This is a genomic window from Lacisediminimonas profundi, assembly GCF_008831265.1.
GTDB classification, from domain to species: domain Bacteria; phylum Pseudomonadota; class Gammaproteobacteria; order Burkholderiales; family Burkholderiaceae_D; genus Lacisediminimonas; species Lacisediminimonas profundi.
Map to the genome: position 1 here is coordinate 507,503 of NZ_VTTH01000001.1, position 25,227 is coordinate 532,729.

The following is a 25,227-nucleotide window of genomic DNA, read 5'->3' on the forward strand; positions in this document are numbered from 1 at the left end:
GGCCCGGGCGCTGGATTTGAGCCAGCGCAGGGCCGAAGGTTCACTGCCCGGCGCCGGAGCCGGGTCTGGAGCGGGGTCTGGTGCCCCGGATCAGAAGCGGTAAGCGGCGCGCACGATGGCGAGGTTGACGCCGGTATTGGGCTGCTTGAATCCGCCGTTGGAGAAATGCTGGATGCGCAGGCCAAGGTCGAGCTTGTTCGAGAACCGGTAGCCGGCCCCCAACAAGGTGCCGAACTGGTAATGGGTCGACAGCTGGCTGCCGTTGTTATTGTAGAGATCGGAGAAGTAATGCACGCCCAGTCCGGCCTCGCCATAAGGGCCAGTCTTCGAGTTCAGTCCCTGCAGGCGCAGTACCGGCGTGATCCCGAGCGAGTAGAAATTCTGCTCGCTGCCCGGGACGTTGTTGAAACGCGAGCCGTGCCAGTAGGTGGCGTTCGCGTCCCAGTGCCCCGTGAGCTCGGTCTGGCTCGATGTCCATAGCGGCTTTTTCCAGTTCCACTGGGCGCTCACGCGCGTGATGTCGGTCCTGTTGCCGGTGCCGTATTCGATGGCAGCCGAGTCGACGGCATGGGCGGCCGATGCGGCGAAGGCGAGGGCGAGGGCGAGGGAGACTCCGGCCCGGGTGCTGAAAGCGGTCATGCTGATGGTGTCCTTACGTGACAGTGTGAGAGAAACGCACAGGTATGGATCGGGTGCCTTACCGTAATGGTAATGGTACTACTTACCAGAAAGCAATTTGCACCAAAAGTGGATAAACTGGCTACGGACCGGATGGAACAGGTCTTGCTCCATAAAAATAATACACACCCCCTTGTGATCGGAGACTGCAATGCATTACTGCTTCAAAGGACTCAAAGCGTTTACCCGCAGCATCGCGCTACTCGCCCTTGCCGCTACTGCCGGCCATGCGGTAGCGCAATCCCAGGCTGTGTCGGCCTACCCCGACAAGCCGGTCAAGATCGTTGCCCCGTTCACGCCGGGCGGCGCGCTTGATTTCATTGCCCGTAGCGTGGCCACCCGTCTGAACGCCCAGTTGAACCAGTCGTTCGTGGTCGAAAACCGGCCCGGCGCCGCTGGCATCATCGGCACCCAGGCGGTGATGCGTTCGCCGGCAGACGGCTACACGCTGCTGCTCGGGGCCACCACCACCCACGGCATCAACCCGACGCTGTACAAGACCAAGCCGTATGACGCGGTCAAGGATTTCGAACCGGTCTCGCTGATCGCTACCATTCCGCACGTACTGATCGTGCATCCGTCCACGCCGGCCAACAACCTGCAGGAATTCATCCGCTATGCGAAGTCCAAGCCGGGCCTGGCATTCGGTTCGGCCGGGATTGGCTCGCCGCACCACCTTGCCGGCGAAATGCTGAAATCGCGGGTTGGCATTGACGTCATCCATGCGCCGTACAAGGGATCGGGCGCCGCCATGACCGACCTGATGGGCGGACAGATTGGCTTCATGTCGATCGAGTACACGGCTGCAGCGACCAACATCAAGGCCGGCAAGCTGAAGGCGATCGCGATTGCGTCCGACAAGCGCATCCCGGGGCTGGATGTGCCGACTTATGCGGAGCAGGGCATGAACGGGTTTGAAGTGACCGCGTGGTACGCGCTGTTCGCCCCGGCCAAGACGCCGCAAGCGATCGTCGACAAGCTGGCAAAAGAGGTCAACGTCGCGGTCAACTTTCCACAGTTCCGCGAGAGCCTGATGTCGCTGGGTGCCACGCCGATCGGCAGCAGTTCGGCGCAGCTGGGGTCGTTCGTGAAGAAGGATCTGGAGCAGTGGGCGAAGGTGATTGCTTCGTCGGGTGCTACGGCGGAGTAGTGCATAGCGCTGCGGGAATGGCGCAGAAGGTCGATCCCGCGGTAGTTCCCTGCTTTTCAAGGGCTGGTCATTGCCACTGGCCTGTGTTCATGGCGTAGGCCGGCGCGCGCCATGAATGCTCCCTCCCTTTCAAGGGGAGGGTTGGGGTGGGGATGGGGTCCAGCAGCCTTATTACCGCGATGTGCTTTAGGCTTTTCGGTTTGTGGCTTGCGGTTGGTGCGGCTTCACAGCCACAGCCATCAAATCCAGCCACACGACCCGCAAGCCAAAAGCCGCCGAGCCACCAAATCACCAAACCACTCACGCACGGATATCGGTAATGAACAGCCCTGAAAGCCAGGGAGTGTTCCTGGCGCGGGCAGGTCAACGCTGTCACCCCTGTTCCCGCAAACCCCTCAATATCACCTCGCTCACCAGCGCAAAATGCTCCTCCGCCATCCGCCGCGCTGACACCCCGTCCCGCTTGCGCAGGCAATCGATGATCTGCCTGTGCTGCTGCGGCGCATCGGCCAGGAATTCAGCCCGGATCTTCGAGCGCACCCGTGCCCATTCCAGATGCCGCGTCAACGCCTGGTGGAAATCGGACAGGGTCTGGTTGTCGGCAGCGTCCACCAGCCGCCGGTGGAAGGCCTGGTTGGCCTGGTGATAGCCGGCCAGGTCATGCGACTCGAAACAGTGTTCCAGATCGCGCTGCAGGCGCAGCAGGTCCTCCATGTCAGCGTCGGTCGCCTGCGCGCACGCCAGTTCGGCAGCCAGGCCTTCGAGATTGCGCAGCACGATCAGCTTGTCGCTGGTAGCCGCAATGGTGGGTTCGGTGACGATCGCCACCCGGTTCGGCGCCAGGCTCAGGAAGCCTTCGGATTCCAGCACCAGCAAGGCTTCGCGGATCGGAATGTGCGACACCCCGAAGCGGGCCGACAGCACATTGGCGGGCAAGGTCGCGCCTGGCGTCCAGACGCCGGTCACGATCTCTTCACGCAGCCGTTCGACGATCTGCGGCGCGATTTTCACGCGCACGATCGACAGCGGTGCCTGTGACTTCGTAGTCATTGGTCAGTTCGGGACATGCAGGCCGGCTCAGGCCGGGCAGCGTCCGGCGGGAATGCCATCCGGGCCGGGACCCGTCTCCGCTTCACTAGCAATCAACAAAAACCTCGCCGTCCTCGATCTTGATCGGAAAGGTCTTCAGATCATCGCAAGTCGGTCCCGAGCGCAGCTTCCCGGTCGGAATATGGAACAAGGCCTGGTGCAAGGGGCATTCGATGCAGTCGCCGTCGATATAACCATCCGACAGCAATGCAAACTGGTGGGTGCACACATTGCTGGTGCCGTATACCTGTCCGTCCACCTTGTACAGTGCGATCAGCTGCTCGCCGACCGAAACGGCAGTGGGAATATCCGCATCGATTGCATCTTCGCGGGCGACTTTTTGCCAGGCCATTCAAACTCCTAGAGGGGTATTACCAGCAGCGCATCGACGCGACTGGAGTCAGTGACGACAATTTTTTCACAAAACAGCAGTTTGCCATCTTCTTCGACCATGCGGTCAAGATAGACGCCGGTGCTGAACAATTCCTGGGCGCCGTCATGCATGATGCGGGCGACCATGTAACTGGTGCGGGCTTCCAGCACACCGTCGGCGCCGCGGCCGAGCGTGGTACGGCCGGTCAGGTGGCGGTAGGTATGCGGCTCGAAGATGTTGGCCTTGAACATCGACACGATGCGGTCGCGAAACATGGCGCGGCTGTCGCAGAACACCAGCCCGAAAGGCCGGCCGCGCTGGTGGTTTTCCTTCGAGATGATGCGATAGCGGCCGCGCTCGGTGAAGAAGTCGGGCAGGTCGCGGTAGCGTTCCTCGTCGATCGTGTTGACATAGTCGGTCTGCAGCCGTTCCACGCGCTGCAGCAGTTCGGAATTGTTCACGTCATTCATTGTTGTCCCTTTCCGCTCACAGGCCCATCACGCCGCGATAGGCTTGCCAGAAGCCGCGCACCGCTGCCTCGCTCACGCGCGACTGCTGGTCTTCCACATCGCGGCCGCCCATTTCCAGCACCGCGTTCTTGTCGGTGTCGCGCTTGATCGCGCGCTGCACGAATTCGCCAATGATGCCGTCTTCCATCGACACCAGCCCGGCCGGCCCCACCAGGTTGCTTTGCCGCAGGCGCATGTCGCGCTGCTCCGGCGTGTCGTCCGCGTAGCCGATCATGATCCAGAACAGTTCCGACTTGTCGACGCCGCGCGGCACCAGCAGCCGCAGGGCCAGCGAGTTCTGCACCTGCTGCACCACGAAAGTGGGGAAGATCGCCTGGATCGCATGGGTGATGCCATCGTCGAACTCGCCCCATACCTTCAGCAGGCTCGGGTCGGCCAGGCTGAAGTCGTCCATCATCGCGCGCAGTTCGCCGGACTTTTCGTAGGACGTGCCTTCGGCCTTGTCGGTGTCGCGCTTGGACCAGCTGATGTGGTTGCCGCCGTTGCTCTCGGTGAGCACGCCGCCTTCCATCGTCAGCCGGTTCAGCTTGAAGGTGGTGAAGAATGTGTGCAGCAGGCTGGCGTGGTACGAATCCTTGACGTTCTCGATGTACAGCTTCCAGTTGCTGTGCAGGACCTGCGAACTGGTGCCGAGGATCTCGATCGGGCGCGAGAAGGTGCGGCGTATGTGGTGCACCATGCGCGGCCCGAGGTAGGTTTCGAGTGGCGGCGTGTCGTCGGAGAAAGTCGCGAAAACGATGCCGCAGATGGTTTCAACCCGAAGCTTCGTCAGGTTGTGCTTGCACATGTCGAAGTCCGGTGGCATGCCGCCGACCCGGCGCACCCCCTGCTGGAAGGCCACGCTTTTCAGGGTGCCGGACAGGTCGTAGCGCCAGTTGTGATACGCGCAGGTGAAGTCTTCCTTGTTGCCGCCGGAATCGAAGCACAGTGTCGCACCGCGGTGCGCGCAGCGGTTGACCACGCAATTTATCTTGCCATCATGGTCGCGCACCACCACCACCGGCGTATCGCCGACGAAGGTGGTCTTGTAGTCGCCGGCGTTCGGGATCTCGATGTCGACGCCGACGAAATTCCATACCGGCCCGCGAAACAGCGTGGTCTGCTCGCGCTCGTACAGGTCCTGGTCGACGAAGACCTGGAAAGGGACGCGGGACGAGTCTTTGGTCGGCCAGGTGACGGTGGCGGCAGGGATAGGTTCGGACATGTTTGGCAGGCTCGAAAGTTGGACGACACGAGGGCGGTTCACGCGCAGCCGCAAGCGCTCACCGGACAATATCAGGAAAGAATATAGTCTATATTCTTTTTTTGCGCAGCCTCGTGCGCTGGATTTCCGGAAATTATTTACACCCGCCAGCCCATGGACTGGGCCCACGCGAGGATCGATTCCTCGGTGTCGTGACCTTCACGCACCAGCCACTCGTAGAATCCGCGCACCACGGGATAATTGGCCGAACTGGTGGAGAAGTTCGCGTAATAGTTGCGGCGGCTGGCGCCCAGCATGCCAAACGGCGCGCACAGGCGTCCGGCCAGGATGTCATCGATCGCGAGGAACAGCGGCACCAGCACGAAACCGAGGCCTTCCTGTGCCGCCTGCAGCGCGAAGTACATCTGCTCGAACTTCAGCGTGCTGGCCGGGCGCAGATCGGGCTGCCCGACTTCGGTCAGCCAGTCGCGCCAGGAAAAGGGCTCGGTAGCGTAGCTGATCAGCGCCTGTCGTTCCAGGTCCGCGGGACGCATCAGCTTGACCCCGCCCAGCAGGTCCGGGTGACAGACGGCGGCGGTGATCTCGGTCATGAAAGGCAGCGAACTGCAGCCCTCCAGCGGCGCGTGGGCGCCGCGGATCGCGACGTCGTAGCCGTGCTCCTGGAAATTGACGGGAGCCAGCGATGTGGTCAGCCTGATTTCGACTTCGGGATGGCGGCGCTGGAAGCTGGCCATGCGCGCAATCAGCCAGCGCATGGTGAAGGTCGGCGGCGCATTGATGTGGAATGCGGTCGGCCCGGCCTGTTCCTTCACATACATGGAGGCAACCGCCAGCCGGTCCAGCACCGCGCTCACCTCGGCCAGATAGGTCCTGCCGGCTTCGGTCAGGGAAAGTTGGGAGGCGGAGCGGCGGAACAATTCCTTGCCCAGCCATTCTTCCAGCAATGCCACCTGCCGGCTCACTGCGCCATGGGTGACGCTCAATTCCTCGGCGGCCCGCGTGAAGCTCACATGGCGGGCAGCGACTTCGAAGGCGCGAACGGCGTTGAGTGGAGGAAGTTTTCGGATCATCTTGGCTTCGGAATGCCGTCGTGCTGCCCGGTCGGGGCGCCCGGCCTTCATCGAATGCCTGCGGCATGACGAGAAGCCGGCAAACGCGGCGCCTCATTATGCCATTCGCATTGCCCGCGGGGCAAAATACAGGCCGCCGCGGGGTGGTGCGAGAAAGCCGCCCGGGGAGGGCGGCCATGCTTATGCATCGCGGACTCAGTCGAGCGAGGCACCGCTGCGCTTGACGACATCGCCCCAGAACTTGAACTCAGACTTGACGTAAGCCTGGGATTCTTCCGGGCTGGCCGACAGGCGCGGCAGCAGGCCCATCTGGACCAGGCGCTGCTCGGTCTCAGGATCGCGCACGATCTTGCCGATGGCGTCGAAGGTCGACTTGAGGACAGGCTTGGGGGTGCCGGCGGGATAGAGCGCCATCAACCAGGTCGCCGCATTGAAGTCGGTGAAACCCTGTTCAGCCAGCGTCGGTGCGTTGAGCGGGGCAGCCAGGCGCTTGCGCGTGCCGGCAGCCAGCAGGCGCAGCTTGCCGGACTGGACGAAAGGCCGTACCGCAGCAGCCGTTTCAAGCGCGCATGACACGTTGCCGGAGACGACGTCGGTCAGGCCCTGCGAGCTGCCCTTGTAGGGCACATGGACGATCTTGATGCCGGCGCGACGCTTCAGCTCTTCCATCGCCAGGTGCGACACGGTGCCGTTGCCCGACGAGGCATTGGTCAGCTTGTCCGGATTGGCCTTGGCGTACTGCACCAGTTCTTGCACGTTGTTGATCGGCAGCGAAGGATTGCAGACCAGCATGAAAGGCAGGTCGCCGACCAGCCCGGCACCTTCGAAATCCTTCAGCGTGTCGTAGGGGACGCTCTTGTACAAATGCGGCGTGGCGGCCACGGCCGACATGTGGGCCAGCATCCAGGTGGTGCCATCGTTGGGCGCTTTTGCCAGCGCGCCGAGCGCAATGCTGCCGCCCTGGCCCGGCCTGTTCTCGACGATGTAGTTGTCGCCGGTTGCGGGGCGCAGCTTCTCGGCCAGCAGGCGTGCGACGCTGTCGGTCGCCTGGCCGGCCGGGAAGCCGACGATGATCTTGATGGTCTTGCCCTGGGCCGACGCGATGCCGGGGAAGCCGATTGCGGCACTGGCCGCACCGGCCATGCCTGCCACCATGAGGGAGCGGCGACGTTGATCAATTTTATTCATTTATGGTCTCTTTATGGTCTCGGTTGGAACAGCAGGGAAATCAGCGGACCAGTACGGCGCCCGCAATTGCAGAAGCTGCCCCGACAAAGGCAGCCACCAGCAGCCACCATGCAGGAACAGTCATGGCTTGGTTGGGGATTGCAGACGGCGTTGATGCTGGCGTCACAACAGGAACAGAAGCGCCTGCCACGCTCGTCGCCGGCACTGCGACGGCTTGTGCCGGTGCCACGATCGCAGCCGTAGCAGAACCAGAAACCGGAACAGCGGCGGGAGCCGGGACATCACCGGCGGCAGCCTCGGCCGGGGCAACAGCTTGCAGTTGCTTCTTGAACGCATTGAAAAAATCGTCCGACATCTTCTTGGCGACGCTGTCGATCAGGCGCGAGCCGACTTGCGCCAGCTTGCCGCCCACCTGCGCCTTGGCCGAATAGGACAGCTCGGTGCCGTCCGCGACTTCTTCCAGGGTCACGGTCGAGCTGCCCTTGCCGAATCCGACGGCGCCGCCCTGGCCCTCGAACACCATGGTGCAGGTGCTGGGCGGGTTGGCGTCGGCGATGCGCAGCTTGCCGCTGAACTTCGCCCGCAGCGGACCGATGGCAGCGGCCAGCACCACCTTGAATTCATCCGGGGTGACCCGCTCGACCGACTCGCAGCCGGGCAGGCAGTTCTTCAGTATTGCAGGATCGTTGAGTGCGTCCCAGACCGCGGTCCGGGGCGCTGCGATCGTTTGCTTGCCAGTAATTTCCATCAAATCTCCGTATGTCTAGCGAGGCGCGAACTGCGCGAAATGACGCAACAAGGCAGCGTCGAACGCATCCGGCTGGTCGATATTGGGCAAGTGGCCGGCATCGGCAATGATTTCGATTTTCGCACCCGCAATACGGGACTGGATATCGATCATTGCATCCGGCAGCGGCACATCCTTCGAGCCGACCACCAGCGTCACGGGAACCTTGATGCGCTGCACGTCTTTCAGGTAGTCCAGCCCCTGGATTGCCTGCGCGCAGCCGATGAAGCCGGCGATGCTGGTGGCGCCGATGGTCGCCAGGAAACGCTGCGCCACATCCGGGTTGCGTTCCATGAAATCGCGGCCGAACCAGCGCTCGGCAGTGGCCGTTGCCAGTACCTGGCAGCCATGCTCGCGCGCTGCCGCAATGCGGTCGTCCCACACTGCGGCGAAAGGCGCCGGCGCATCGGCGCGGGCGTCGCACAGCACCATGCTGAGCAAGCGCTCGCCGTGCGAGATACCAAGGCCGAAGCCGGACATGCCGCCCAGCGACAAGCCGATGTAATGCGCGCGCTCGATCTTGAGCGCATCCATCACCGCCACGGTGTCGGCCGCCAGGTCGTCCATCGAATAGGGCGGGACCGGGGCGTCCGAGCCGCCGTGGCCGCGGGTGTCCATGGCGATCGCGCGGAAGCCCTGCTGCGCCAGCAGCGCACCCTGGCGTTCCCACATCATGCTGGAGGCCAGGATCGAATGCGCCAGCAGCACCACCGGCGCATCCGGCGCGCCCCAGGTGTGCAGCGCAATTTCGTTGGCCGCGCCGGTCGCGCCGGCCGCGCCGCGCACGCGGCTGATGGTGGCGGCTGTCATCACTTCGGCGAGAAAGCGGTCGGCTGCAGGTCGACCGATGTCTGCGACGCCAGCAGCGGGCCGTCGGTTTCGCTGGCGGCCTTGGCTGCCTTCCATTCTGCATCGGCGCCGAATGCCTTCCATGCCGCGTCGCGTTGTTCGGCGGTGTCGAAGCAGGTCATGTAGTACAGCGCTTCCGGCTCTGCCGGGTTTTCGAAGACGTGCGCGACCTTGACGCCGACGCGGGCAAAGATCGGAAGCGTGACTTTCTCGAAACGCTCTTTCAGGGCCTGGGATTTGCCGGCGTTCGGCACATATTTTTTCAGTTCGTAGATCATGTCTTTTTCCTTGTTGGTGTTTTTTGGCGTTCACAATCCGGCCGGCCAGCCAGCCGGGCCGGTTCAGGCTTTTGCGGCTTCGTGGTCGGCGCGCAGGCGGAAGACTTTTTGCGCGGTACTGCTCAGCATCTGGCGGCGCTGCACAGCGCCAAGGTAAGAGCCTTCCTCGATGATGCGGCGCGGTTCCGGATCGCCGATCGGGAACGGCATGTCCGAGCCGAGCATGATCTTGTCGTCGCCGGATTTCTTGTGCAGCCATTCCAGCACGTCATGGTCGAACACCACGCTGTCGAAATACAGCGCTTCGAAACCCTTGCGCGGATCTGCATACTTGCCATGCGAGATGGCGTGGCTGCGCTGCAGGCGGCCCATCACGAACGGCAGCATCGCGCCGCCGTGCGCCAGCACCAGCTTCAGCTTGGTGTATTTGAGCAGGTGGCCGGAGTACAGCAGGCGGGACACCGCGATCGAGGTATCGGCCACGCGGCCCAGCGCATTCACCAGGTCGTAGTCGGCCAGGCGCGGCTCGCCGCACACGAACATCGGGTGCAGGAAGATTGCCGCGCCCAGGTCGTCCGCCTTCTGCCAGAACGGGTCCAGGTCGGGCGAGTCCAGCACGCCCGAGAGGCCGTGCGGCAGCGTGCCGATCATGGCGCCGCCAAAGCCCTGCTCCCATGCTTCGCCCAGCACTTCGGCTGCCAGCTTGCCGTCCTGCAGCGGCACGGTGGCCAGCGCGGTGAAGCGCTGCTCGTCCTTCAGGCCTTCCAGCATGTGGCGGTTCAGGTAGCGGCTCCATGCCGCGCCTTCCGCTGCCGGGATTTCGTAGGCGAAGCTGTCGAGCCAGCCGCCCAGCAGCTGGTGGTCGATGTTGTTCTTGTCCATCCACGCCTTGCGGTCGGCCAGGTCGGACAGCTTGGGCGAGATCGGACGCGTCATTTCGCCGCCGGCGAAAGACATGCGGGTGCCGGCTTCGCTCTTCGTCAGGCTGACCGAAGGGAACAGGTGCTTGCTGTCCTCGAACTGGTCGAGCGCGGCGCGCGGGATGTAGTGGGCATGTACGTCAATGATCAGCTCAGCCATTTCTTCTTTTTCCTTGTGCGTTGTCTTGCATTATTTTGCGTTGATTTTTCCTGCCAGCTGCAGAGCGCGCCAGATCGCCTGCGGCGTCATCGGCAGCGCGTCCAGCGAGGCATTGACCGGCGCCAGCGCATCGTTGACCGCGCTGGCAATCGCGGCCGGGGCGCCGAGGTAGCCGGCTTCGCCCGAGCCTTTCTGGCCGAACTCGGTCAGCGGCGACGGCGTGCAGTGGTCGACGATGGTGATCGTCGGCACTTCCTCCGCGCTGGGCAGCAGGTAGTCCATGAATGTACCCGATAGCAGCTGGCCTTCTTCGGAGAACGCGAACTTCTCCATCAGCGCCGCGCCCAGGCCGTGGGCGATGCCGCCGTAGGCCATGCCGTGCACCACGTCCGGGCTGATCATCACGCCGCAGTCGTGGCCGCAGACATAGCGATGGATTTTCAGCTTGCCGGTCTCGGGGTCGATGCTGGTCAGGATGATGTGCGATTCGAATGAATGGCAGGGATACATCTGCACCTTGCCGTCCGCAGTCGGCAGCCTGCCGCCGGTCGGCACTTCCCAGACGAATTTTTCCTGCAGCCCGGGCTCCATGCCTTCCGGCATCTTGTGATAGAAGCGATGCGCAATTTCGACCAGCGCATCCCAGCTCAGGCGGCGCGACGGATCGGCCTTGACCACCACATTGCCGTCTTCGTACTGCACTTCATCTTCAGTCACGCCGAGATTGTGCGCGGCGATCTTCACCAGCTTGGCGCGCAGGATCTTTGCCGCGCCAGCGGCGGCGCCGCCCAGCATGATTGCCATGCGGCTGCCGACCGGGCTGTTGGACGGCAGCGCGTTGAGCGAATCCGCATGCAGCACGCGGATGCTGTCCGGCTCGCGCTGCATGATCTCGCCGACCACGGTCGACACCAGCGTCTCGTGCGCCTGGCCCGAGGTCGAGGTGCCCATCAGTGCCGTCAGGTGGCCCGACAGATCGATCCGCACCAGGCAGGAATCCATCCAGGTGGTGGTGCCGTTCTTCGGATTGAACAGCGGCTCGAAGGCCGAGTTGCCGCCCGACGGCTCCAGGCAGGTCGACACGCCGATGCCGGCCAGCAGCCCCTGGGCGCGCAGCTCGTCGCGCTGCTTCAGCAACTGGTCGAACGGCGCCGCCGCCATGGCCTTGCCCAGCACGGTTTCGTAGTCGCCCGAATCGTAGTGGGTGCCGCTCGGGATCAGGTAGGGAAATTCGTCCTTGCCGATCAGGTTACGACCGCGCAGTTCGATCCGGTCCATGCCGAGATAGCGCGCCACCTTGTCGATACCGGACTCGATGGCGTAGTTGGTCGGCGCCTGGCCGAAGCCGCGCACGGCTTCCTGTGGCGTCTTGTTGGTCAGCACCGAAACCGCTTCGTATTCGACGCTGCCGATACGGTACGGCCCGACGATCGCGCCAACCGGCTTGCCCAGTTGCAGCGGCGAACGGCCGGAGTAGGCGCCGATATCGTCGACTGCGCGCATCCGCATCGACTTGATCACGCCGTCGCCGTTGAATGCCATCGTGACGTCAAAAATACGGTCCGGGCCCTGCATGTCGCCACCACGCATGTTTTCCAGGCGGTCTTCGATGAAGCGCACCGGACGGCCCAGCTTGCGGGCCAGGTAACCGACCAGCACCGAATGCTTGAGGCCGCGCTTGACGCCATAGCTGCCGCCGACGTCGACGTCGAAATGCACGCGCACGTTGTTGCCCGGCAGGCGCAGGCATTTCGCCATCTGGTCCGGATACTTCGGCATCTGGATCGAGGCCCAGACATCGAGGATCTGGGTCGCATCGTTCCACTGGCAGGCGACGCCGAAGGTTTCGATCGGCACCGTCGAACTGCGCGCCCAGCGCACGCGGTAGGTCAGCTTGTGCTCGGCCTGGCTGAAGTCCTGGTCAACTTCGCCCCAGGTCCACAGGCGGCGGAAGATCTGGTTCGAGCCGTGCGAGGGATGGACCAGCGGCGCCGCTTCGGTCAATGCAAATTCCGGATCCATCACATGGTCGGTCTGTTCATACTCGACCTGGACCAGTTCGCTGGCGTCTTCGGCCAGTGCGCGCGAGTCCGCGACCACTGCCACCACCCATTCGCCGGCGTAGCGCACCACGCCCTTGGCCAGCGAATAGCGGGTCACGCTGGCGGCGTCGACGCCGGGCAGGGAAGGTTCGGTGTTGGCCTGGAATTCCTCGCCGGTCAGCACTGCATGCACGCCGGGCATGGCCAGCGCTTCCGAGGCGTCGATCGACACGATCTTCGCGCTCGCATATGGGCTGGCGACGATTGCCACATGCAGCATGCCGGGCAGCTGGATGTCGGCGGCATAATGCCCCTGGCCAAGCACGAAGCGCTTGTGTTCGACCGCGCGGCGATGCTTGCCAATGTAACGGAATGCGGACGGATTAAGCTCAGCCATGATGGGCGTCCTCCTTCGAATCGTCGCTGGTCGCGTATTTCACTGCGTCCACGATCTGCTGGTAGCCGGTGCAGCGGCAGATGTTGCCGCCGATTGCTTCGCGGATCTGTTCATCGTCCGGATGCGGGTTTTTCTCGACTAGCGCGTGGCAGGCGATCAGCATGCCGGGGGTGCAATAGCCGCATTGCATGGCGTGCTTTTCACAGAACGCATCCTGGATCTTCGACAGCTGGCCGCGCTCCGGCGCCAGGCCTTCTACCGTGGTGATTTCCATGCCGTCCACCTGCACGGCGAACATGCAGCATGAACGCACCGGCTCGCCATTGAGCAGCACCGAGCAGGCGCCGCAGATGCCGTGCTCGCAGCCGACGTGGGTGCCGGTCATCTGCAGATGCTCGCGCAGGAAATCCACCAACGTGGTGCGGGGCTCGATCAGCCGCGGCTGGATCACGCCGTTGACCTTGATTTCGACTTTTACAAGATTGCTTGACATCGTATTCTCTCCTTTTATGCGGCGAGCGCGGCGCGCTGGCCCTGGCCGGCGCTGGCCAGGATGCGCGACAGCAGCACTGTCGCCAGGTGGCGGCGGAATTCGCCGTCGGCGTGCATGTCCGAGCCCGGCTCGGCACGCTTTGCAGCGGCGTGCGCAATTTCTTTCGCCAGGTTTTCATCGATCTTGCGGCCTATCATTTGCTGCGCCAGGTCGGGGAAGGCGAGCGGCGTGCCGTCCACCCCGCCGAGTCCGAACGCGGCGCGCTGGCAAATGCCGCTGCTGTCGATCTGCAACTGGCAGGCGGCGGATGCCATGGCGAAATCGCCGTTGCGCATGGCGACTTCCTCGAACGCGGTAACCACGCCCGGGCCTTGCCAGACCGGCCATTCGATTTCAACCAGGCATTCGGTTTCTCCGACCGCGGTAAACATCGGTCCCTGGAAAAATTCGGATGCGGCAACGGTGCGCTCGCCGCCCGCCTTGCTGCGCAAGCGCATGGTGGCATCCAGTATCCTGGCGGCCAGCGGCATTTCGGCCGACGGATCGGCGTGAGCCAGGCTGCCGCCTATGGTGCCGCGGTTGCGGGTCTGGACATGCCCGACCCATTTCAAGCCATCGCGCACCAGGGGCAGCGATTTGTGCAGTTCGGTGTCGAACTCGACATTGCGCTGGCGGGTCGCCGCGCCCATGATCACCTTGTCCGCCTCGATGCGGATGTTTTTCAGTTCGTCCAGCCGGTTGATGTCGACCAGCAGGGCAGGGCGTGCCAGTCGCATCGCCATCATGGGCACAAGGCTCATGCCGCCTGCGATCAGTTTTGCGTCGTATGCGTTGGCGTCGAGCACTTCGAGCGCGTGCTCGAGGTTGCTGGCGCAGACGTAGTCGAATGGTGCCGCTTTCATGGCCGATCCTTTCCGGCCGCCGTGGCGAGCCAATACGAATTCAAGCGTTTCAATTTATCTCCTTCGGGCGACCGGGCTCATGCAGCATCGGTCGCATGTGTGGCAAGCAAGTGTGGCAAGTATCAGGATCGGAGCCCGTATGCTCAATCGATTAATTGTCATGGCGTGTGATTTTTCCTGACGGCCATCGCCTGGAACACGCTGGCCAAAGTCGTCAGGCAAGCCCGTCCCGGCCATAGGCTGACACTCGCGAAACCGCACATGCACCACGTCACACCGGGGGTGGCTGCAGGGCGCTGGCGCAGGCCGCCGGCGGCAGATCGTCCAGGCTTCGCCGGCGTGAGTTTTTTTCCTGCGCAGTGAATATAACTGGATTGGTATTGCAGACAAGACACTGCATACTCGGCATTCTTCTAAAAAATCCCGCGCCTTTTCCCAAGGCCAGCGGGGACCATCTTGCGAAACCAAGGAGACCCATGAAATCGCAATTGTCCCGATTCGTCCGTATCAGCTGCGCGCTGGCCTGCGTGGCAGCCGTAACCGGATCCGCATACGCCCAGTCCAACTGGCCCAACCGCCCGATCAGGATCGTCGTGCCCTACGCTGCAGGGGGATCGACCGATATCACCACCCGCCTGGTGGCAAAGAACCTGTCCGAGGAACTCGGGCAACAGGTTGTCATCGAGAACAAGGGCGGCGCCGGCGGCACCCTCGGCACCGCAGCCTTTGCAAAGGCAACGCCTGACGACCATTATTTCCTGATGGTCACGCAGTCGCAGATGTCGATCAACCAGTTCCTGTTCAAGGACAAGCTGGGCTACGATCCCGTTGCCGACCTGCAGCCGGTCGGACTGGTCGCCCAGACCAGCAACGCCATCGTCGTCCCGGCCTCGCTGCCGGTGAAGACGTTCAAGGAATTCATTGCCTACACCAAGGCTAATCCGGGCAAGGTGTCATACTCCAGCGCCGGCGTGGGCAGCACCGGCCACCTGCTCAATGAACTGATCAAGAGCTCCCTCGGCCTGGACATGGTGCATGTGCCGTACAAGGGCAACGGACCGGCAATGCAGGCGGTGGTTTCCGGCGAAGTGCAGCTGAATACGGACAACATGCCGCAACTCGTGGCCCAGATTCGCGCTGGCAAGGTGCGTCCGCTGGCGGTCACGATGAGCAAGCGCTGGTTCCAGTTGCCGGACGTGCCGTCGGTCGACGAACTCGGTTATCCCGAGCTGAAGACGACGGTGTGGTTTGCGCTGGTGGCGCAGAGCAAGCAGTCGAAGGAGTCGATCACCAGGTTGAATGCGGCGCTGAACAAGGTCTTGCGGAATCCGGAATTTGTCGCGCGTCTGCGTGAGCAGAGCCTGGAAGCGACACCAAGCACGCCGCAGGATGTGGTGGCGCTGGCTGACAGTGACCGCAAGAAATGGAAGGCCGTGGTCGAGGCTTCGGGCGCCAAGATCGACTAAGTTTGCAACACCGCCATTGCCGGTGAGATGCAGGCCGGGAGCGCAAACGTCCCGGCCTGCTTTGGGCCCGCTTTTGGCCTGCCTTGGGCCTCAGGGCGCGGCGGTCTCCGCCTTGCGCAAATACATCTGCGCAATTTCCGGCTTCCTGATCTTCCCCATCGTCGTGCGCGGAAACTGGTCCACGAACAGATAGCGCCGCGGAATCTTGAATCCGCCCAGTTGCGACCGGCAAAACTCGATCAGCGCCTGCTCTGGCGGTGCCTCCCGTCCGGCGCGCAGCACGATCGCCGCCAGCAGCGCCTCGCCGAATTTTTCATCCGGCACGCCGACCACGGCCACATCCGCCACGTCCGGATGCTGGTGCAGCACATTCTCGACTTCCCGCGTGTAGACGTTCTCGCCGCCGGTGATCACCATGTCCTTCTTGCGGTCCAGCACGTACAGGTAGCCATCCTCATCCAGGCGCCCGACATCGCCGGTGTGAAACCAGCCGTCGCGGAATGCGCTGGCATTGTCCTCGGGCCGATTCCAGTAGCCTTTGCTCACTTGTGGCCCGCGCACGACGATCTCGCCGATTTCGCCGCGTGGCACCTCCTGTCCGTTGTCATCCAGGAAGCGCATGTCGACGCCGGGCAGCGGCCTGCCGGCCGCGCGCAACAGTTCCGGCTTGTCCTGTAACGCACGCCGGTGCGCGGGCTCGTCCAGCAAGGCCAGCAGCGGCGAGGCCTCGGTCAGGCCGTAGCATTGATGGAAGCCAGCGTGTGGAAACGCAGCCATCGCCGCGCGCAGCGTGCCTTCGCCGATCGGCGACGTGCCGTAGCTGACCAGCCGCAGTGCGGACAGATCGTACTGGTCCAGCCGTCCTTCCTTCAGGACACGCACGATCATGGTCGGCACCAGGCTCAGGATGCTGACCCGGTGCCGTTCCACTGACTGCAGCACCGCATCGACCGAAAATTCCTTGTGATACACATGACCGCCGCCGAACATCGTGACCACTGTCGCTTTCAGGTCGGTCGAATGGAACATCGGCGACACATGCAGGTAGATGTCGTACTCGTCGGGATTGATCACGCGCGATAGCTGCAGCGCGTTCGACATCACATTGCGATGCGACAGCCGCACGCCCTTGCCGCGTCCTGTGGTGCCGCCGGTATAGAGGATGATGGCATCGTCGTCCTCATGCGCCTCATGGCCGGGCAAGGGCGCCGACAGCGCGATCATGTCGTCCAGCCGCGGAAAGCAGGGATCGCTGCCGTCGACCGGCACCACGATCGCGCGCTCCCGGTAACGGGCAAAGGCGGACTGGTCGAGCAGTGGCAGGAAGGCGTTGTCGATCATCAGCACATCGCACTGCGCGTCCTCGAGAAGCTGGGCGATCTCGGCCGGCGACAGGCGGAAATTCAGCACCACCGGCACCACGCCGGCCCAATAGCCGGCGTTGAGCAACTGGCCGTGCAGCACGCAATTGCGGCACAGGGTGGCGAAGCGGTCGCCCGGCTGCAGGCCCAGGCGGCGCAGCGCGCCGGCGGTCTTGCGGATCTGCTCGAAGTACTGGTCCCAGTTCAGGTTGCCCGCCTGGTCACCATCGGCGTCCAGTATCGCGGGCCGCGTGCCGTAGCATTGCGCCGTGGCACGCAGCATGTTGGACAAGGTCAGCATGCGACTGCCTCCAGCATTTCCACGGTCATCACAGCTTGCGTTCCTTGGCGTTCCAATGCCGCTCCAGGTTGGCGATCAGCTGCTCCGACAGGCTGCAGAAAGCCTGCTCCCGCGCATAGGTCGCCAGGTATTGGCGGAAGAGGTCGAACGGCTCGCTCTGGATACGCATTACCTTGCGGTTGCCGCCGGCGCTGACCAGTCCGGAGCCGACTGCCGCATCGACGCAGTTGCGCAGCGCGGATTCCATCTGGTCCGGCGCTACCACTTCGTTGGCGATCAGCCGTCCCTCGGGGGTATCGGCGTCGAAGCGCTTGTCGAACAGGATTGCCTGCTTTGCCAGCCGCTCGCCGACATAGCGCGGCAAGCGCATGTTGGAAACGCCGGGGATGAAGCCTTCCTTGCGCGCCGGCAGGCTGAAATAAGAACCGCTCTCGGCGATCACGTAGTCGACCACCAGCAACAACTGGCAGCCGCCGCCGATGGCGAAGGTCTCGACCACGGCGACCCACATTTTTTCCAGCGTGTTTTCGGGTTCGTTGAGCGGCGCGTGGATGCTGTCGACGAAATCGCCGGGCAAAATGCCGCGATAGATTTTCGGGTGCATGGCCATGTTCCGGAACAGGAAGGACACATAGCTTTGCTTGCCCTGGTATATGCGGGTCAGGTTGATGCCGGAGCAAAAGATGCGCCGGCCCTTGTATTTGGGATGGTCCACCACGCTGCCGCGCAGCACGCCCAGGCGCACGTCGGGATGCAGCAGCACCAGGTCGAAGGCGACTTCCAGCGGCTGCACGGTGGTGTCGTCTTCCGAATTCAGGTAACGCTCGTTGTGCAGCGTGACGGTGGCGGTGCCGTCAAGGACTTCGACTTTCACCACGCCCAGGTCGGCGCGGCCGGTGGCGATGAACTCGTCCAGCAGCGACAGCGCCTGCGCGGTCGGCCGCAGCATCGAGCGCACCAGGTGGCTGCCGATGTCCTGCTGCGACAGCACGGCGCTGACGAACAGGCCCTGGATGATTTCCAGCCCGTCCTTGTCCTTCTGCGCGAAACCCAGTTCGTGTTCCAGTTCGGCATCGCTCGGCAGGATGCCGGGCAGCAGCGTGGCCACCTGCGACAGCAGGGCGTCCACGCGCAGCGACTTGTGTCCGTCATCGGTCAGCGCGCAGTACACGCCATGCACATGAAGGCGGAAGAAGCACACGCAGGCTTGCCAGGTCGGGTGCTGGATCGCTTCGACGGCGCGCTTTTGCGCGCGGCTGCGCGCCGACTTCACTGGCAGCTGCGCGATCAGGGCGCGGCCCTGCAGGCAGACTTGCCGCAACGCGCTAGCGTCGTCCTTTAATGTGCCGCTGCCGGTCTTGCCGCCGAGCCGCTCGTCGCAAAAGTCCAGCGCCTGCAGGAATGCCTGCACCTCAGCCTGCGCCATGCCGGCTTCCAGCATGCGCGGTCCGCGCTCTTGCGCGGGAATGTTTTCGATCATGGTGACGTCCTTATCTCCGATATGCCTCGGGCACGCGTGCGCGCATCCTGTTTTTTTCTGCAAAGCCCTATCAGTATCAGGCTGCCGGGGACGAGCGAACAACTGAAATATCCTGACAAGGCATGTAAAAAACTCACGCAGGGAGTTCGGGTGGCCCGGGATTGCAGCGGCCATGCGGCATTTGAGAAGGGGGGTGGAGGGGTGAAGTGGTGCGTGAGTTTTTCAGGCAGCAGCGTTTCAAGCAAGGGGGTCGTTGCCCGCCACCGTGGTTTTGTGGCTATTTGGCTTGCGGTTCGTGTGGCTGGGTTTGGTGGCTGTCGTTGTGAAGCCGGGAGACACCCCGGCGGGTGTGTTCCTTTCTTTTAAAAAAGAAAGGAACCAAAGAAAACACCGTCAAAACCCACTTGGCCAACGGCGGGGCCGAACGCCAACCAGACGCGAATGTCTGGGCTAATCCAGTGCGACGTTCGCGAGAGATGATCCCTCGGCTGTGTGCCGCTTACCTAATCAGCCAACCCCATGAAGTGTCTTATACCGATGCCCAGCGCACCGTTGACTCTTAATGTTTTTCGAAGCTTCAAACAAGCGACGGAGGGGATCTGTTCACGAAAGGCAGAGAGCGGCAGAAAATCGCCTGCGACATCCGCGCCCCTTGACAACCCGCCCTCAAGAGCCAATTAGCGGCTTCGAAAAACATTAAGAGTCAACGAGCGGTAGTGTGCGGTCGGCGGCATTGAAGCGGGTTGACTGATCCCGGTCAGAAGCGAACGTGTGGCAGGATCTTCCTCGCGAACGGCGCACTGGATTAGCCCAGGCATCCGAGTCTGGTTGGCGATCGAGGTGGGCGTTGGCCAAGTGGGTTTTGACGGTGTTTTCTTTGGTTCCTTTCTTTTTAAAAAGAAAGGGACACACCCGCCGGGGTGTCTCCCGGCTTCACAACGACAACCATCAAACCCAGCCACACGACCCGCAAGCCAAAGAGCCGCAAAACCACAAAACCACAAAACCACAAACCCACCGATTTGGGTAATGATCAGGGCCGGCTGCCCGGAATGTAGCCAGGACGAGAACGCTAGCGCTGCGGATTGAAATCCTTGAGCGTGATGAGTTCAAGCTGCACCACCTTCTCGCCATCGCCCAGCCAGATCTGCCCGTCCTGCACCGTGCATTGCAACTGCATCGTGCGCTGGGCCAGCGCTGCCAGCTCCATGCTGGCACCCGACGGCACCTTCATCACGCACAGGTTTCGTGCGCGCTCCACTTTGCCGGCAATCTGCTTCCACCAGATGTCGCAGGTCGAGCTGTAGCAATACAACAGCACCTGGTCGGAACGCCCACTGGCCTTCAGCAGCCGCTTGTCGTCGGGCTGGCCGACCTCGATCCATTTTTCTATCGCGCCGGTCAGGTCCTTTTGCCACAGGTCGGGTTCGTCTTCGTCGCTCAAGCCCTTGCCGAAGGCAAGTGCCTCGTCCGCATTCAGCGCAAAGGCGAGCACGCGCATCATCATGCGCTCGTCGGTCTCGGACGGGTGGCGGGCAATGATCAGCGAGTGGTCGCCGTAGTAGCCGCGATCCATGTTGGCGATCTGCAGGCTGGCTTTGTAGATGGTTGATTTGATGGCCATGTGGCCCTTGCAATAATAGTTGTCGGAATGCCGTGGTCAGGCGCAATAGCAGCGAGTATACCCACCGCAGTGCCCACCGCAGTGGCGAATATCAGTGCATAGGAAGCGCACGGGTCGAATTCCGCACTAGCGGCTGCTGTGCTGTCGCCGGTATTCCCACGGCGGCACCGGCGCGTCCTGCTCCCACAATCCACGCCTCTGCTTGCGCGCCTCGCCTTCCGCAGCCTTGTAGCTGGCGCGCTCGTCCATATGCTGTTCACCTTCATACGACTTGTAGTGCCAGGCCAGTCCGGCTCTCAACTGTTCCAGCCCGGCGTCGCGTCCGTCTGCACTCAGCTTGCCGATCCGGCGGCCATATTGGTCTTCCTTGTACCAGTCGAGCACCACCGGCTTGTGCAACACCAGCCCGGAAAGATGGCGCTTTGCGCGATTGCCGAAGGGCTGGAATCGCTCGGGTGCGTCAATGCCGGCAATGCGGCCCCTGTGCATGACGCCGGACGAGTCGACGAGCACGAAGCTGTCGCCGTCGACGACGACGATTACTTCGCCTTGCAGGATTGCCGCGTTCGCATGGACCGCCGGCAGCAGCGCCAACAGCGCCATCAGTGCCAACATCGCGCAAAGAACAACTGCGATGCGGCGCGCTGATGCGGCAGTTGAATTGCGCGATCCTGGTCCTGCGTGATGCGCCTGCATCGTCATCGCCGCTGACACCTTGCCGGCCGCGATCGGCCTGGCGCTGCCCATGGTGCCAATCAATCCGGCAACTTCCCGAGTGTTGCGGACAAGGCCTGGCCTTCCTTCGCCAGCATCTGCCCCAATTCCTCGATGCGGGGACCATCGATCCGCGCGCCGGGTCCGAATACCGCAATCGAGCCGGCGACCTTGCCCGACCCCTCGAAGAAAGGCGCCGCGATCGCAACGGCGCCTTGTATCAATTCATTCTTGCTGACTGCATAGCCGCGCTTGCGGATTGCGGCCAGTTCGGCCGGGTAGCGGGACACGTCGACCTGCGTGCCCTTCGCGTACTCCTTCAGCTCCCGCTCGGATATGCCGGCGTGCGCCAGGATCGCCCGTCCGCTGGCGCCGACCACGATCCGCTCCCGATAACCGATGCCGCGCTTGAAGCTCAGCGCCTGCATGCTCGGCAGTTCTGCCACGCAGGTGCGCCAGGACCCCTGGAAAGCAAATAGCGCAACCGTCTCGCCGGTCCGTTCCCACAGGCTTCGCAGGTTCGGCGCCGCCAGTTCGGCCAGGTTCAGCGTCGAGGTCCACACATGAGCCAGGTGCGCGACCGAGGGGCCGAGGCGAAATTTCTGCGGATCGCCGGACGACACCAGGAATCCGCTCTGCTCCAGCGTGTACAGCAGACGGTAGAGCGTGGGCCGGCTGAGGTCCACGCGCTTGAGCAGGTCGCTGGCGGAGAGTTCGGAATCGGTCGGCGTAAAGGCCATCAGGATGTCGAGCGCGCGGCTGACTGCGCGCACGCTGTCGTTCAGCTTTTCTGCTGGCTCGGATTGTTCGGTCCTTGAAGTTTTTTCTGTTGCCAATGTTGGTTCCCTGGTGGCCGTATCGCGCTGCCGGCAAGGCTGACAGGCTAACACCAGGTCGCGATGAAGGAAACGATTTGACAGCGTGTTTTGTGTCCGTATAATGGACTGGAAGCTTACCACGTGGACAGCAAGATAAATCAACGACACGGGAGACAAGGCGGTATGGACAAGGAAATGTCGGAAGCCCTGGTGCGGACGGGGCCGGGCACGCGGATGGGCAACCTGATGCGCCGCTACTGGGTGCCGATCCTGCTGTCGCGGGAAATTGGCGAGCCCGACGGGCCGCAGGTGAAGGTGCAGATCCTGGGCGAAAAGCTGCTCGCATTTCGCGACAGCGAAGGCCGGCCGGGACTGATCGACGAATTCTGCTCGCATCGCGGGGTATCGCTTTATTTCGGCCGTAATGAAGAAAACGGCATCCGCTGCGCCTATCACGGCCTGAAGTTCGACCGCAACGGCAAGTGTGTCGACGTGCCGTCGGCACCGCACGTTTGCGAGCGCATGAACATCAAGTCATATCCCTGCGTCGAGCGCGCCGGCATGGTCTGGGCCTACATGGGGCCGCCCGGCAAGATGCCGGCGCCGCCGGAGCTGGAGTGGTGCACGCTGCCGGAAAGCCATGTGTTCGTATCCAAGCGGCTGCAAGAGTGCAACTACCTGCAGGCGATGGAAGGCGGCATCGACACCGCCCACGTGTCTTATGTCCACAAGTACGAGGTGGACAACGACCCGATGCACATGAACACACGGGCGCTCGACTACATCAAGGCTGACGGCAACGTCATCTTCACTATCGAGAAGCAGCCATTCGGCCTGTCCATGTTCGGCCGCCGCAACGGCGATGCCGATTCCTTCTACTGGCGCGTCACGCAGTGGTTGTTCCCGTGGTTCACACTGATCCCGCCCTTTGGCGAGCACGTGCTCGGCGGCCATGTCTGGGTCCCGATCGACGATCACAATTGCTGGGCATGGAGCGTCAACTTCCATCCGGACAAGCCATTGTCGGAACAGGAGCGGCGCGACCTCGAGCAGGGCCGCGGCATCCATTGCGAATACGAGCCCGGCTCGTTCCGCCCCAAGGCCAACAAGGACAATGACTACCTGATCGATCGTGTCGCGCAACGCGAAAAGCGCGCCTACAGCGGCATCTTCGGGTTCGCCGTGCAGGATTCGTCGCTGCAGGAAAGCATGGGGCCGATACAGAACCACGAAGCCGAACGCCTGTTGCCGACCGACAAGGCGATCGTGATGGCGCGCCGCATGCTGGTCGAAGCTGCGATCGGCCTCGAGCAAGGGGTGGAGCCGCCGGCGGTCAACGCCTCGGCCCAGCATGTGCGGGCTGCCGGCGTGCTGCTCGAGCGCGGTGCCGATCCGCTGGCCTGGGCCCGGGAACATCTGGCCGATGCCTCGGACCAGCCGGTTTATTCGATTTGATTGCGCAGCATCGTTTTACATCAGACCCGGCTACACCAGACCCGGCATCCAGCCAGGCGGCCCACACAGGAGACAGCATGAGCAACATGCAACGCATTGCAGCGGCAGCACTTTTTTTTGCAGGCCTGGCCGGACTTGCGGCCCCGGCCCTGGCCCAGGAATGGGCGCCCAGCAAGCCGATCCGCATCATCGTTCCGATCGTCGGCAGCACCAACGATGCGCTGGCCCGCATCGTCGCTGAAAAGCTGCAGACCGCCATTGGCCAGCCGGTCTATGTTGAAAACAAGCCGGGCGCAGGCGGCAACATCGGCGCTGACATGGTCGCCAAGTCGGCGCCTGATGGCCACACGCTGCTGGTCGGCTACAACGGTCCGCTCGCGATCAATGTGTCCCTCTTCGACAAGATGCCTTATGACCCGCTGAAGGACCTGGCGCCGATCACGCTGGCCGTCACCTCGCCGCAATACCTGGCAGTGACCAGCTCGCTGCCAGTGAAGAATGTAGCGGAACTGGTGGCGATGGCAAAGGCCGACCCGAAGAAGCTCTCCTACGGTTCGGTTGCGGTCGGCAGCGCTTCGCACCTGACGATGGAAATGCTCAAGCTGGCTGCCAAAGTCAACCTGACCCATGTGCCTTACAAGGGCGCGTCGCCGGCCGTGACCGACCTGGTTGCGGGTAATGTGCAGGCGGCGTTCATGGTTCCGGGCAACGTGCAGCAGTTCGCCAGGGACGGCCGCCTGAAACTGATCGCATCGACCGGGCCGAAGCGTTTTCCCAGTACGCCCAATGTACCGACGATGATCGAGTCCGGCTTCCCGGATTTCGTCGCCACCTCCTGGATCGGATTCCTGACTGCGGCCGGCACGCCGAGGAACATCATCGACCGCTACAACAAGGAGATCGTCGCCATCCTGAACCTGCCCGATGTGCGCGCCAGGCTCAGGGAAATGGAGTTCGAGATCGTCGCCGGAACGCCGGAGCAGTTCGGCGATTGGATACGCGGCGAGATTCCACGCTGGGGCAAGGTCATCAGGGAAACCGGCACCAAGGCCAACTGAGCAAGGAGCACGGATGGGCAGGCTTGCGAATAGGGTGGCACTGGTCACGGGTGGCGGCGCGGGCATAGGCGCGGCGACGGCGCAATTGTTCTGCGCACAAGGCGCTGCCGTGATGCTGGTGGATGCGGATGCAGCGGCGCTGCAGCGGACTGAGCGGGCAATACTTGAGCGGGTTCCGGATGCGAAGCTGCTCACCCTTGCCGCCGATGTCGCCGATGATCCGCTCGCCGCCGAGGCCGTCCGGCGCTGCGTTCAGGCCCATGGCAGCCTCGACATACTCATCAACAACGCGGCGATGCGGAATTATTCGGCGCTAGCGGATGCGACATCGGCCGAATGGCAGGCCATGCTGAACGTCAACCTGCTCGGCGTGGCCAATTACTGCCGCGCTGCATTGCCTTTCCTGCGGCAATCAGGCCGCGGCAGCATCGTCAATGTCTCCTCCTGTTATGCCGTCACGGGCCGCAAGGGAATGGGTTTGTACGACACGACCAAGGCCGGGCAACTGGCATTGACGCGGACACTGGCGCATGAAGAGGCGGCGAGCGGTGTCAGGGTGAATGCGGTTTGTCCGGGATCGACGCTGACCGACTTTCATGTCGCCAAGGCGACAGCCAGCGGCAAGAGCGTCGAGCAGTTGAAGACGGAGCGGCAGTCCACATCGCTGCTGGGACGCTGGGCTACGCCGGAAGAGATTGCGTGGCCGATACTGTGGCTGGCGTCGGACGAGGCGTCGTTCATGACCGGGACCGCCTTGATGGTGGACGGCGGGCTGTCGATCATGTGACACCGGCGCGTGGATGCGGAAGCCGAGCGGGCCGTGCCTTCGCCGGCGGCCTG

General features: G+C 63.0%; 24 protein-coding genes. 5 read left to right on the plus strand and 19 right to left on the minus strand.

Going from position 1 to position 25,227, the window contains the following annotated elements; translation table 11 throughout:
* Positions 1–90: 90 nt before the first annotated feature.
* Positions 91–639 carry an acyloxyacyl hydrolase gene (locus FVE66_RS02275; protein WP_151445756.1) on the minus strand — a complete coding sequence of 183 codons (549 nt, stop codon included), beginning with the start codon at positions 637–639 and terminating at the stop codon, positions 91–93.
* Positions 640–829: 190 nt separating this feature from the next.
* Between FVE66_RS02275 and FVE66_RS02280 the strand changes: the two genes are divergently transcribed.
* Positions 830–1,828 (plus strand): Bug family tripartite tricarboxylate transporter substrate binding protein, encoded by a 999-nt coding sequence (locus FVE66_RS02280; RefSeq protein ID WP_151445757.1) that lies wholly within the window; start codon positions 830–832, stop codon positions 1,826–1,828.
* 372 nt (positions 1,829–2,200) lie between these two features.
* On the opposite strand, the gene FVE66_RS02285 is transcribed toward FVE66_RS02280, so the two are convergent.
* The 13 genes from FVE66_RS02285 to FVE66_RS02345 all read right to left on the minus strand — a co-directional run bounded on the left by FVE66_RS02285 (position 2,201) and on the right by FVE66_RS02345 (position 14,110).
* Positions 2,201–2,878, minus strand: coding sequence for a GntR family transcriptional regulator (locus FVE66_RS02285; RefSeq protein ID WP_151445758.1), 678 nt, complete (start codon positions 2,876–2,878; stop codon positions 2,201–2,203).
* 85 nt (positions 2,879–2,963) lie between these two features.
* On the minus strand, positions 2,964–3,269 hold the full coding sequence (locus tag FVE66_RS02290; RefSeq protein ID WP_151445759.1) for a non-heme iron oxygenase ferredoxin subunit: 306 nt from the start codon (positions 3,267–3,269) through the stop codon (positions 2,964–2,966).
* 8 nt (positions 3,270–3,277) lie between these two features.
* On the minus strand, positions 3,278–3,760 hold the full coding sequence (locus FVE66_RS02295) for an aromatic-ring-hydroxylating dioxygenase subunit beta (protein ID WP_151445760.1): 483 nt from the start codon (positions 3,758–3,760) through the stop codon (positions 3,278–3,280).
* 16 nt (positions 3,761–3,776) lie between these two features.
* Entirely contained in the window at positions 3,777–5,024 is a 1,248-nt protein-coding gene (locus tag FVE66_RS02300; protein WP_151445761.1) for an aromatic ring-hydroxylating oxygenase subunit alpha, read from the minus strand.
* Positions 5,025–5,161: 137 nt separating this feature from the next.
* A complete protein-coding gene (gene gcvA, locus FVE66_RS02305; protein WP_161993159.1) occupies positions 5,162–6,094 on the minus strand; it encodes a transcriptional regulator GcvA in 933 nt (310 codons plus the stop codon).
* Positions 6,095–6,289: 195 nt separating this feature from the next.
* Positions 6,290–7,282 carry a Bug family tripartite tricarboxylate transporter substrate binding protein gene (locus FVE66_RS02310; RefSeq protein ID WP_151445763.1) on the minus strand — a complete coding sequence of 331 codons (993 nt, stop codon included), beginning with the start codon at positions 7,280–7,282 and terminating at the stop codon, positions 6,290–6,292.
* 40 nt (positions 7,283–7,322) lie between these two features.
* On the minus strand, positions 7,323–8,030 hold the full coding sequence (locus FVE66_RS02315) for an SRPBCC family protein (protein ID WP_151445764.1): 708 nt from the start codon (positions 8,028–8,030) through the stop codon (positions 7,323–7,325).
* A gap of 15 nt (positions 8,031–8,045) precedes the next feature.
* A complete protein-coding gene (locus FVE66_RS02320; RefSeq protein ID WP_161993160.1) occupies positions 8,046–8,879 on the minus strand; it encodes an alpha/beta fold hydrolase in 834 nt (277 codons plus the stop codon).
* On the minus strand, positions 8,879–9,196 hold the full coding sequence (locus FVE66_RS02325) for an NIPSNAP family protein (protein WP_151445766.1): 318 nt from the start codon (positions 9,194–9,196) through the stop codon (positions 8,879–8,881). The genes FVE66_RS02320 and FVE66_RS02325 overlap by 1 nt, the downstream gene beginning before the upstream one ends.
* 63 nt (positions 9,197–9,259) lie before the next feature.
* Positions 9,260–10,276, minus strand: a complete 1,017-nt coding sequence (locus FVE66_RS02330; protein ID WP_151445767.1) for an amidohydrolase family protein — start codon at positions 10,274–10,276, stop codon at positions 9,260–9,262.
* Positions 10,277–10,306: 30 nt separating this feature from the next.
* Positions 10,307–12,715 (minus strand): xanthine dehydrogenase family protein molybdopterin-binding subunit, encoded by a 2,409-nt coding sequence (locus FVE66_RS02335; RefSeq protein WP_151445768.1) that lies wholly within the window; start codon positions 12,713–12,715, stop codon positions 10,307–10,309.
* Positions 12,708–13,208, minus strand: a complete 501-nt coding sequence (locus FVE66_RS02340) for a (2Fe-2S)-binding protein (protein WP_151445769.1) — start codon at positions 13,206–13,208, stop codon at positions 12,708–12,710. Before FVE66_RS02340 ends, FVE66_RS02335 begins: the two co-directional genes overlap by 8 nt.
* A gap of 14 nt (positions 13,209–13,222) precedes the next feature.
* Entirely contained in the window at positions 13,223–14,110 is an 888-nt protein-coding gene (locus tag FVE66_RS02345) for an FAD binding domain-containing protein (RefSeq protein ID WP_151445770.1), read from the minus strand.
* Between the two features lie 476 nt (positions 14,111–14,586).
* Here FVE66_RS02345 and FVE66_RS02350 point away from each other — a divergent pair, with 476 nt between their 5' ends.
* Positions 14,587–15,576 carry a Bug family tripartite tricarboxylate transporter substrate binding protein gene (locus FVE66_RS02350; RefSeq protein ID WP_151445771.1) on the plus strand — a complete coding sequence of 330 codons (990 nt, stop codon included), beginning with the start codon at positions 14,587–14,589 and terminating at the stop codon, positions 15,574–15,576.
* A 90-nt stretch (positions 15,577–15,666) separates the two neighbouring features.
* Here the strand turns inward: FVE66_RS02350 and FVE66_RS02355 are convergent, their stop codons facing one another.
* The 5 genes from FVE66_RS02355 to FVE66_RS02375 form a co-directional block, all read right to left on the minus strand.
* Positions 15,667–17,238 (minus strand): class I adenylate-forming enzyme family protein, encoded by a 1,572-nt coding sequence (locus FVE66_RS02355; RefSeq protein WP_151445772.1) that lies wholly within the window; start codon positions 17,236–17,238, stop codon positions 15,667–15,669.
* A gap of 28 nt (positions 17,239–17,266) precedes the next feature.
* Positions 17,267–18,718, minus strand: coding sequence for an enoyl-CoA hydratase/isomerase family protein (locus FVE66_RS02360; RefSeq protein WP_161993161.1), 1,452 nt, complete (start codon positions 18,716–18,718; stop codon positions 17,267–17,269).
* A gap of 1,072 nt (positions 18,719–19,790) precedes the next feature.
* The gene (locus FVE66_RS02365) at positions 19,791–20,342 is read right to left on the minus strand and encodes a YaeQ family protein (RefSeq protein ID WP_151445774.1); all 552 of its coding nucleotides are present in this window, start codon (positions 20,340–20,342) and stop codon (positions 19,791–19,793) included.
* A gap of 126 nt (positions 20,343–20,468) precedes the next feature.
* Positions 20,469–21,101 carry a thermonuclease family protein gene (locus tag FVE66_RS02370; protein WP_151445775.1) on the minus strand — a complete coding sequence of 211 codons (633 nt, stop codon included), beginning with the start codon at positions 21,099–21,101 and terminating at the stop codon, positions 20,469–20,471.
* Complete coding sequence (locus FVE66_RS02375; RefSeq protein ID WP_241672975.1) at positions 21,098–21,892, minus strand: IclR family transcriptional regulator; 795 nt, start codon at positions 21,890–21,892, stop codon at positions 21,098–21,100. The genes FVE66_RS02370 and FVE66_RS02375 overlap by 4 nt, the downstream gene beginning before the upstream one ends.
* Positions 21,893–22,057: 165 nt before the next feature.
* On the opposite strand from FVE66_RS02375, the gene FVE66_RS02380 reads away from it, so the two are divergent.
* From FVE66_RS02380 to FVE66_RS02390, 3 genes are all read left to right on the plus strand, one after another.
* Positions 22,058–23,329, plus strand: a complete 1,272-nt coding sequence (locus FVE66_RS02380) for a Rieske 2Fe-2S domain-containing protein (RefSeq protein WP_151445776.1) — start codon at positions 22,058–22,060, stop codon at positions 23,327–23,329.
* A gap of 77 nt (positions 23,330–23,406) precedes the next feature.
* Positions 23,407–24,387: a Bug family tripartite tricarboxylate transporter substrate binding protein gene (locus FVE66_RS02385; RefSeq protein WP_151445777.1), complete on the plus strand. Its 981-nt coding sequence runs from the start codon at positions 23,407–23,409 to the stop codon at positions 24,385–24,387.
* Positions 24,388–24,400: 13 nt separating this feature from the next.
* Positions 24,401–25,174 carry an SDR family NAD(P)-dependent oxidoreductase gene (locus FVE66_RS02390; RefSeq protein WP_151445778.1) on the plus strand — a complete coding sequence of 258 codons (774 nt, stop codon included), beginning with the start codon at positions 24,401–24,403 and terminating at the stop codon, positions 25,172–25,174.
* Positions 25,175–25,227 lie beyond the last annotated feature (53 nt).

Coding starts and splice junctions, on each gene's coding strand:
- FVE66_RS02310 (WP_151445763.1), bottom strand. CDS start 7,282: ATGAATAAAATTGATCAACGTCGCCGCTCCCTCATGGTGGCAGGCATG.
- FVE66_RS02390 (WP_151445778.1), top strand. CDS start 24,401: ATGGGCAGGCTTGCGAATAGGGTGGCACTGGTCACGGGTGGCGGCGCG.
- FVE66_RS02350 (WP_151445771.1), top strand. CDS start 14,587: ATGAAATCGCAATTGTCCCGATTCGTCCGTATCAGCTGCGCGCTGGCC.
- FVE66_RS02385 (WP_151445777.1), top strand. CDS start 23,407: ATGAGCAACATGCAACGCATTGCAGCGGCAGCACTTTTTTTTGCAGGC.
- FVE66_RS02325 (WP_151445766.1), bottom strand. CDS start 9,196: ATGATCTACGAACTGAAAAAATATGTGCCGAACGCCGGCAAATCCCAG.
- FVE66_RS02365 (WP_151445774.1), bottom strand. CDS start 20,342: ATGGCCATCAAATCAACCATCTACAAAGCCAGCCTGCAGATCGCCAAC.
- FVE66_RS02280 (WP_151445757.1), top strand. CDS start 830: ATGCATTACTGCTTCAAAGGACTCAAAGCGTTTACCCGCAGCATCGCG.
- FVE66_RS02330 (WP_151445767.1), bottom strand. CDS start 10,276: ATGGCTGAGCTGATCATTGACGTACATGCCCACTACATCCCGCGCGCC.
- FVE66_RS02335 (WP_151445768.1), bottom strand. CDS start 12,715: ATGGCTGAGCTTAATCCGTCCGCATTCCGTTACATTGGCAAGCATCGC.
- FVE66_RS02345 (WP_151445770.1), bottom strand. CDS start 14,110: ATGAAAGCGGCACCATTCGACTACGTCTGCGCCAGCAACCTCGAGCAC.
- FVE66_RS02300 (WP_151445761.1), bottom strand. CDS start 5,024: ATGTCCGAACCTATCCCTGCCGCCACCGTCACCTGGCCGACCAAAGAC.
- FVE66_RS02355 (WP_151445772.1), bottom strand. CDS start 17,238: ATGCTGACCTTGTCCAACATGCTGCGTGCCACGGCGCAATGCTACGGC.
- FVE66_RS02290 (WP_151445759.1), bottom strand. CDS start 3,269: ATGGCCTGGCAAAAAGTCGCCCGCGAAGATGCAATCGATGCGGATATT.
- FVE66_RS02360 (WP_161993161.1), bottom strand. CDS start 18,718: ATGATCGAAAACATTCCCGCGCAAGAGCGCGGACCGCGCATGCTGGAA.
- FVE66_RS02295 (WP_151445760.1), bottom strand. CDS start 3,760: ATGAATGACGTGAACAATTCCGAACTGCTGCAGCGCGTGGAACGGCTG.
- FVE66_RS02320 (WP_161993160.1), bottom strand. CDS start 8,879: ATGACAGCCGCCACCATCAGCCGCGTGCGCGGCGCGGCCGGCGCGACC.
- FVE66_RS02275 (WP_151445756.1), bottom strand. CDS start 639: ATGACCGCTTTCAGCACCCGGGCCGGAGTCTCCCTCGCCCTCGCCCTC.
- FVE66_RS02340 (WP_151445769.1), bottom strand. CDS start 13,208: ATGTCAAGCAATCTTGTAAAAGTCGAAATCAAGGTCAACGGCGTGATC.
- FVE66_RS02315 (WP_151445764.1), bottom strand. CDS start 8,030: ATGGAAATTACTGGCAAGCAAACGATCGCAGCGCCCCGGACCGCGGTC.
- FVE66_RS02380 (WP_151445776.1), top strand. CDS start 22,058: ATGGACAAGGAAATGTCGGAAGCCCTGGTGCGGACGGGGCCGGGCACG.
- FVE66_RS02285 (WP_151445758.1), bottom strand. CDS start 2,878: ATGACTACGAAGTCACAGGCACCGCTGTCGATCGTGCGCGTGAAAATC.
- gcvA (WP_161993159.1), bottom strand. CDS start 6,094: ATGATCCGAAAACTTCCTCCACTCAACGCCGTTCGCGCCTTCGAAGTC.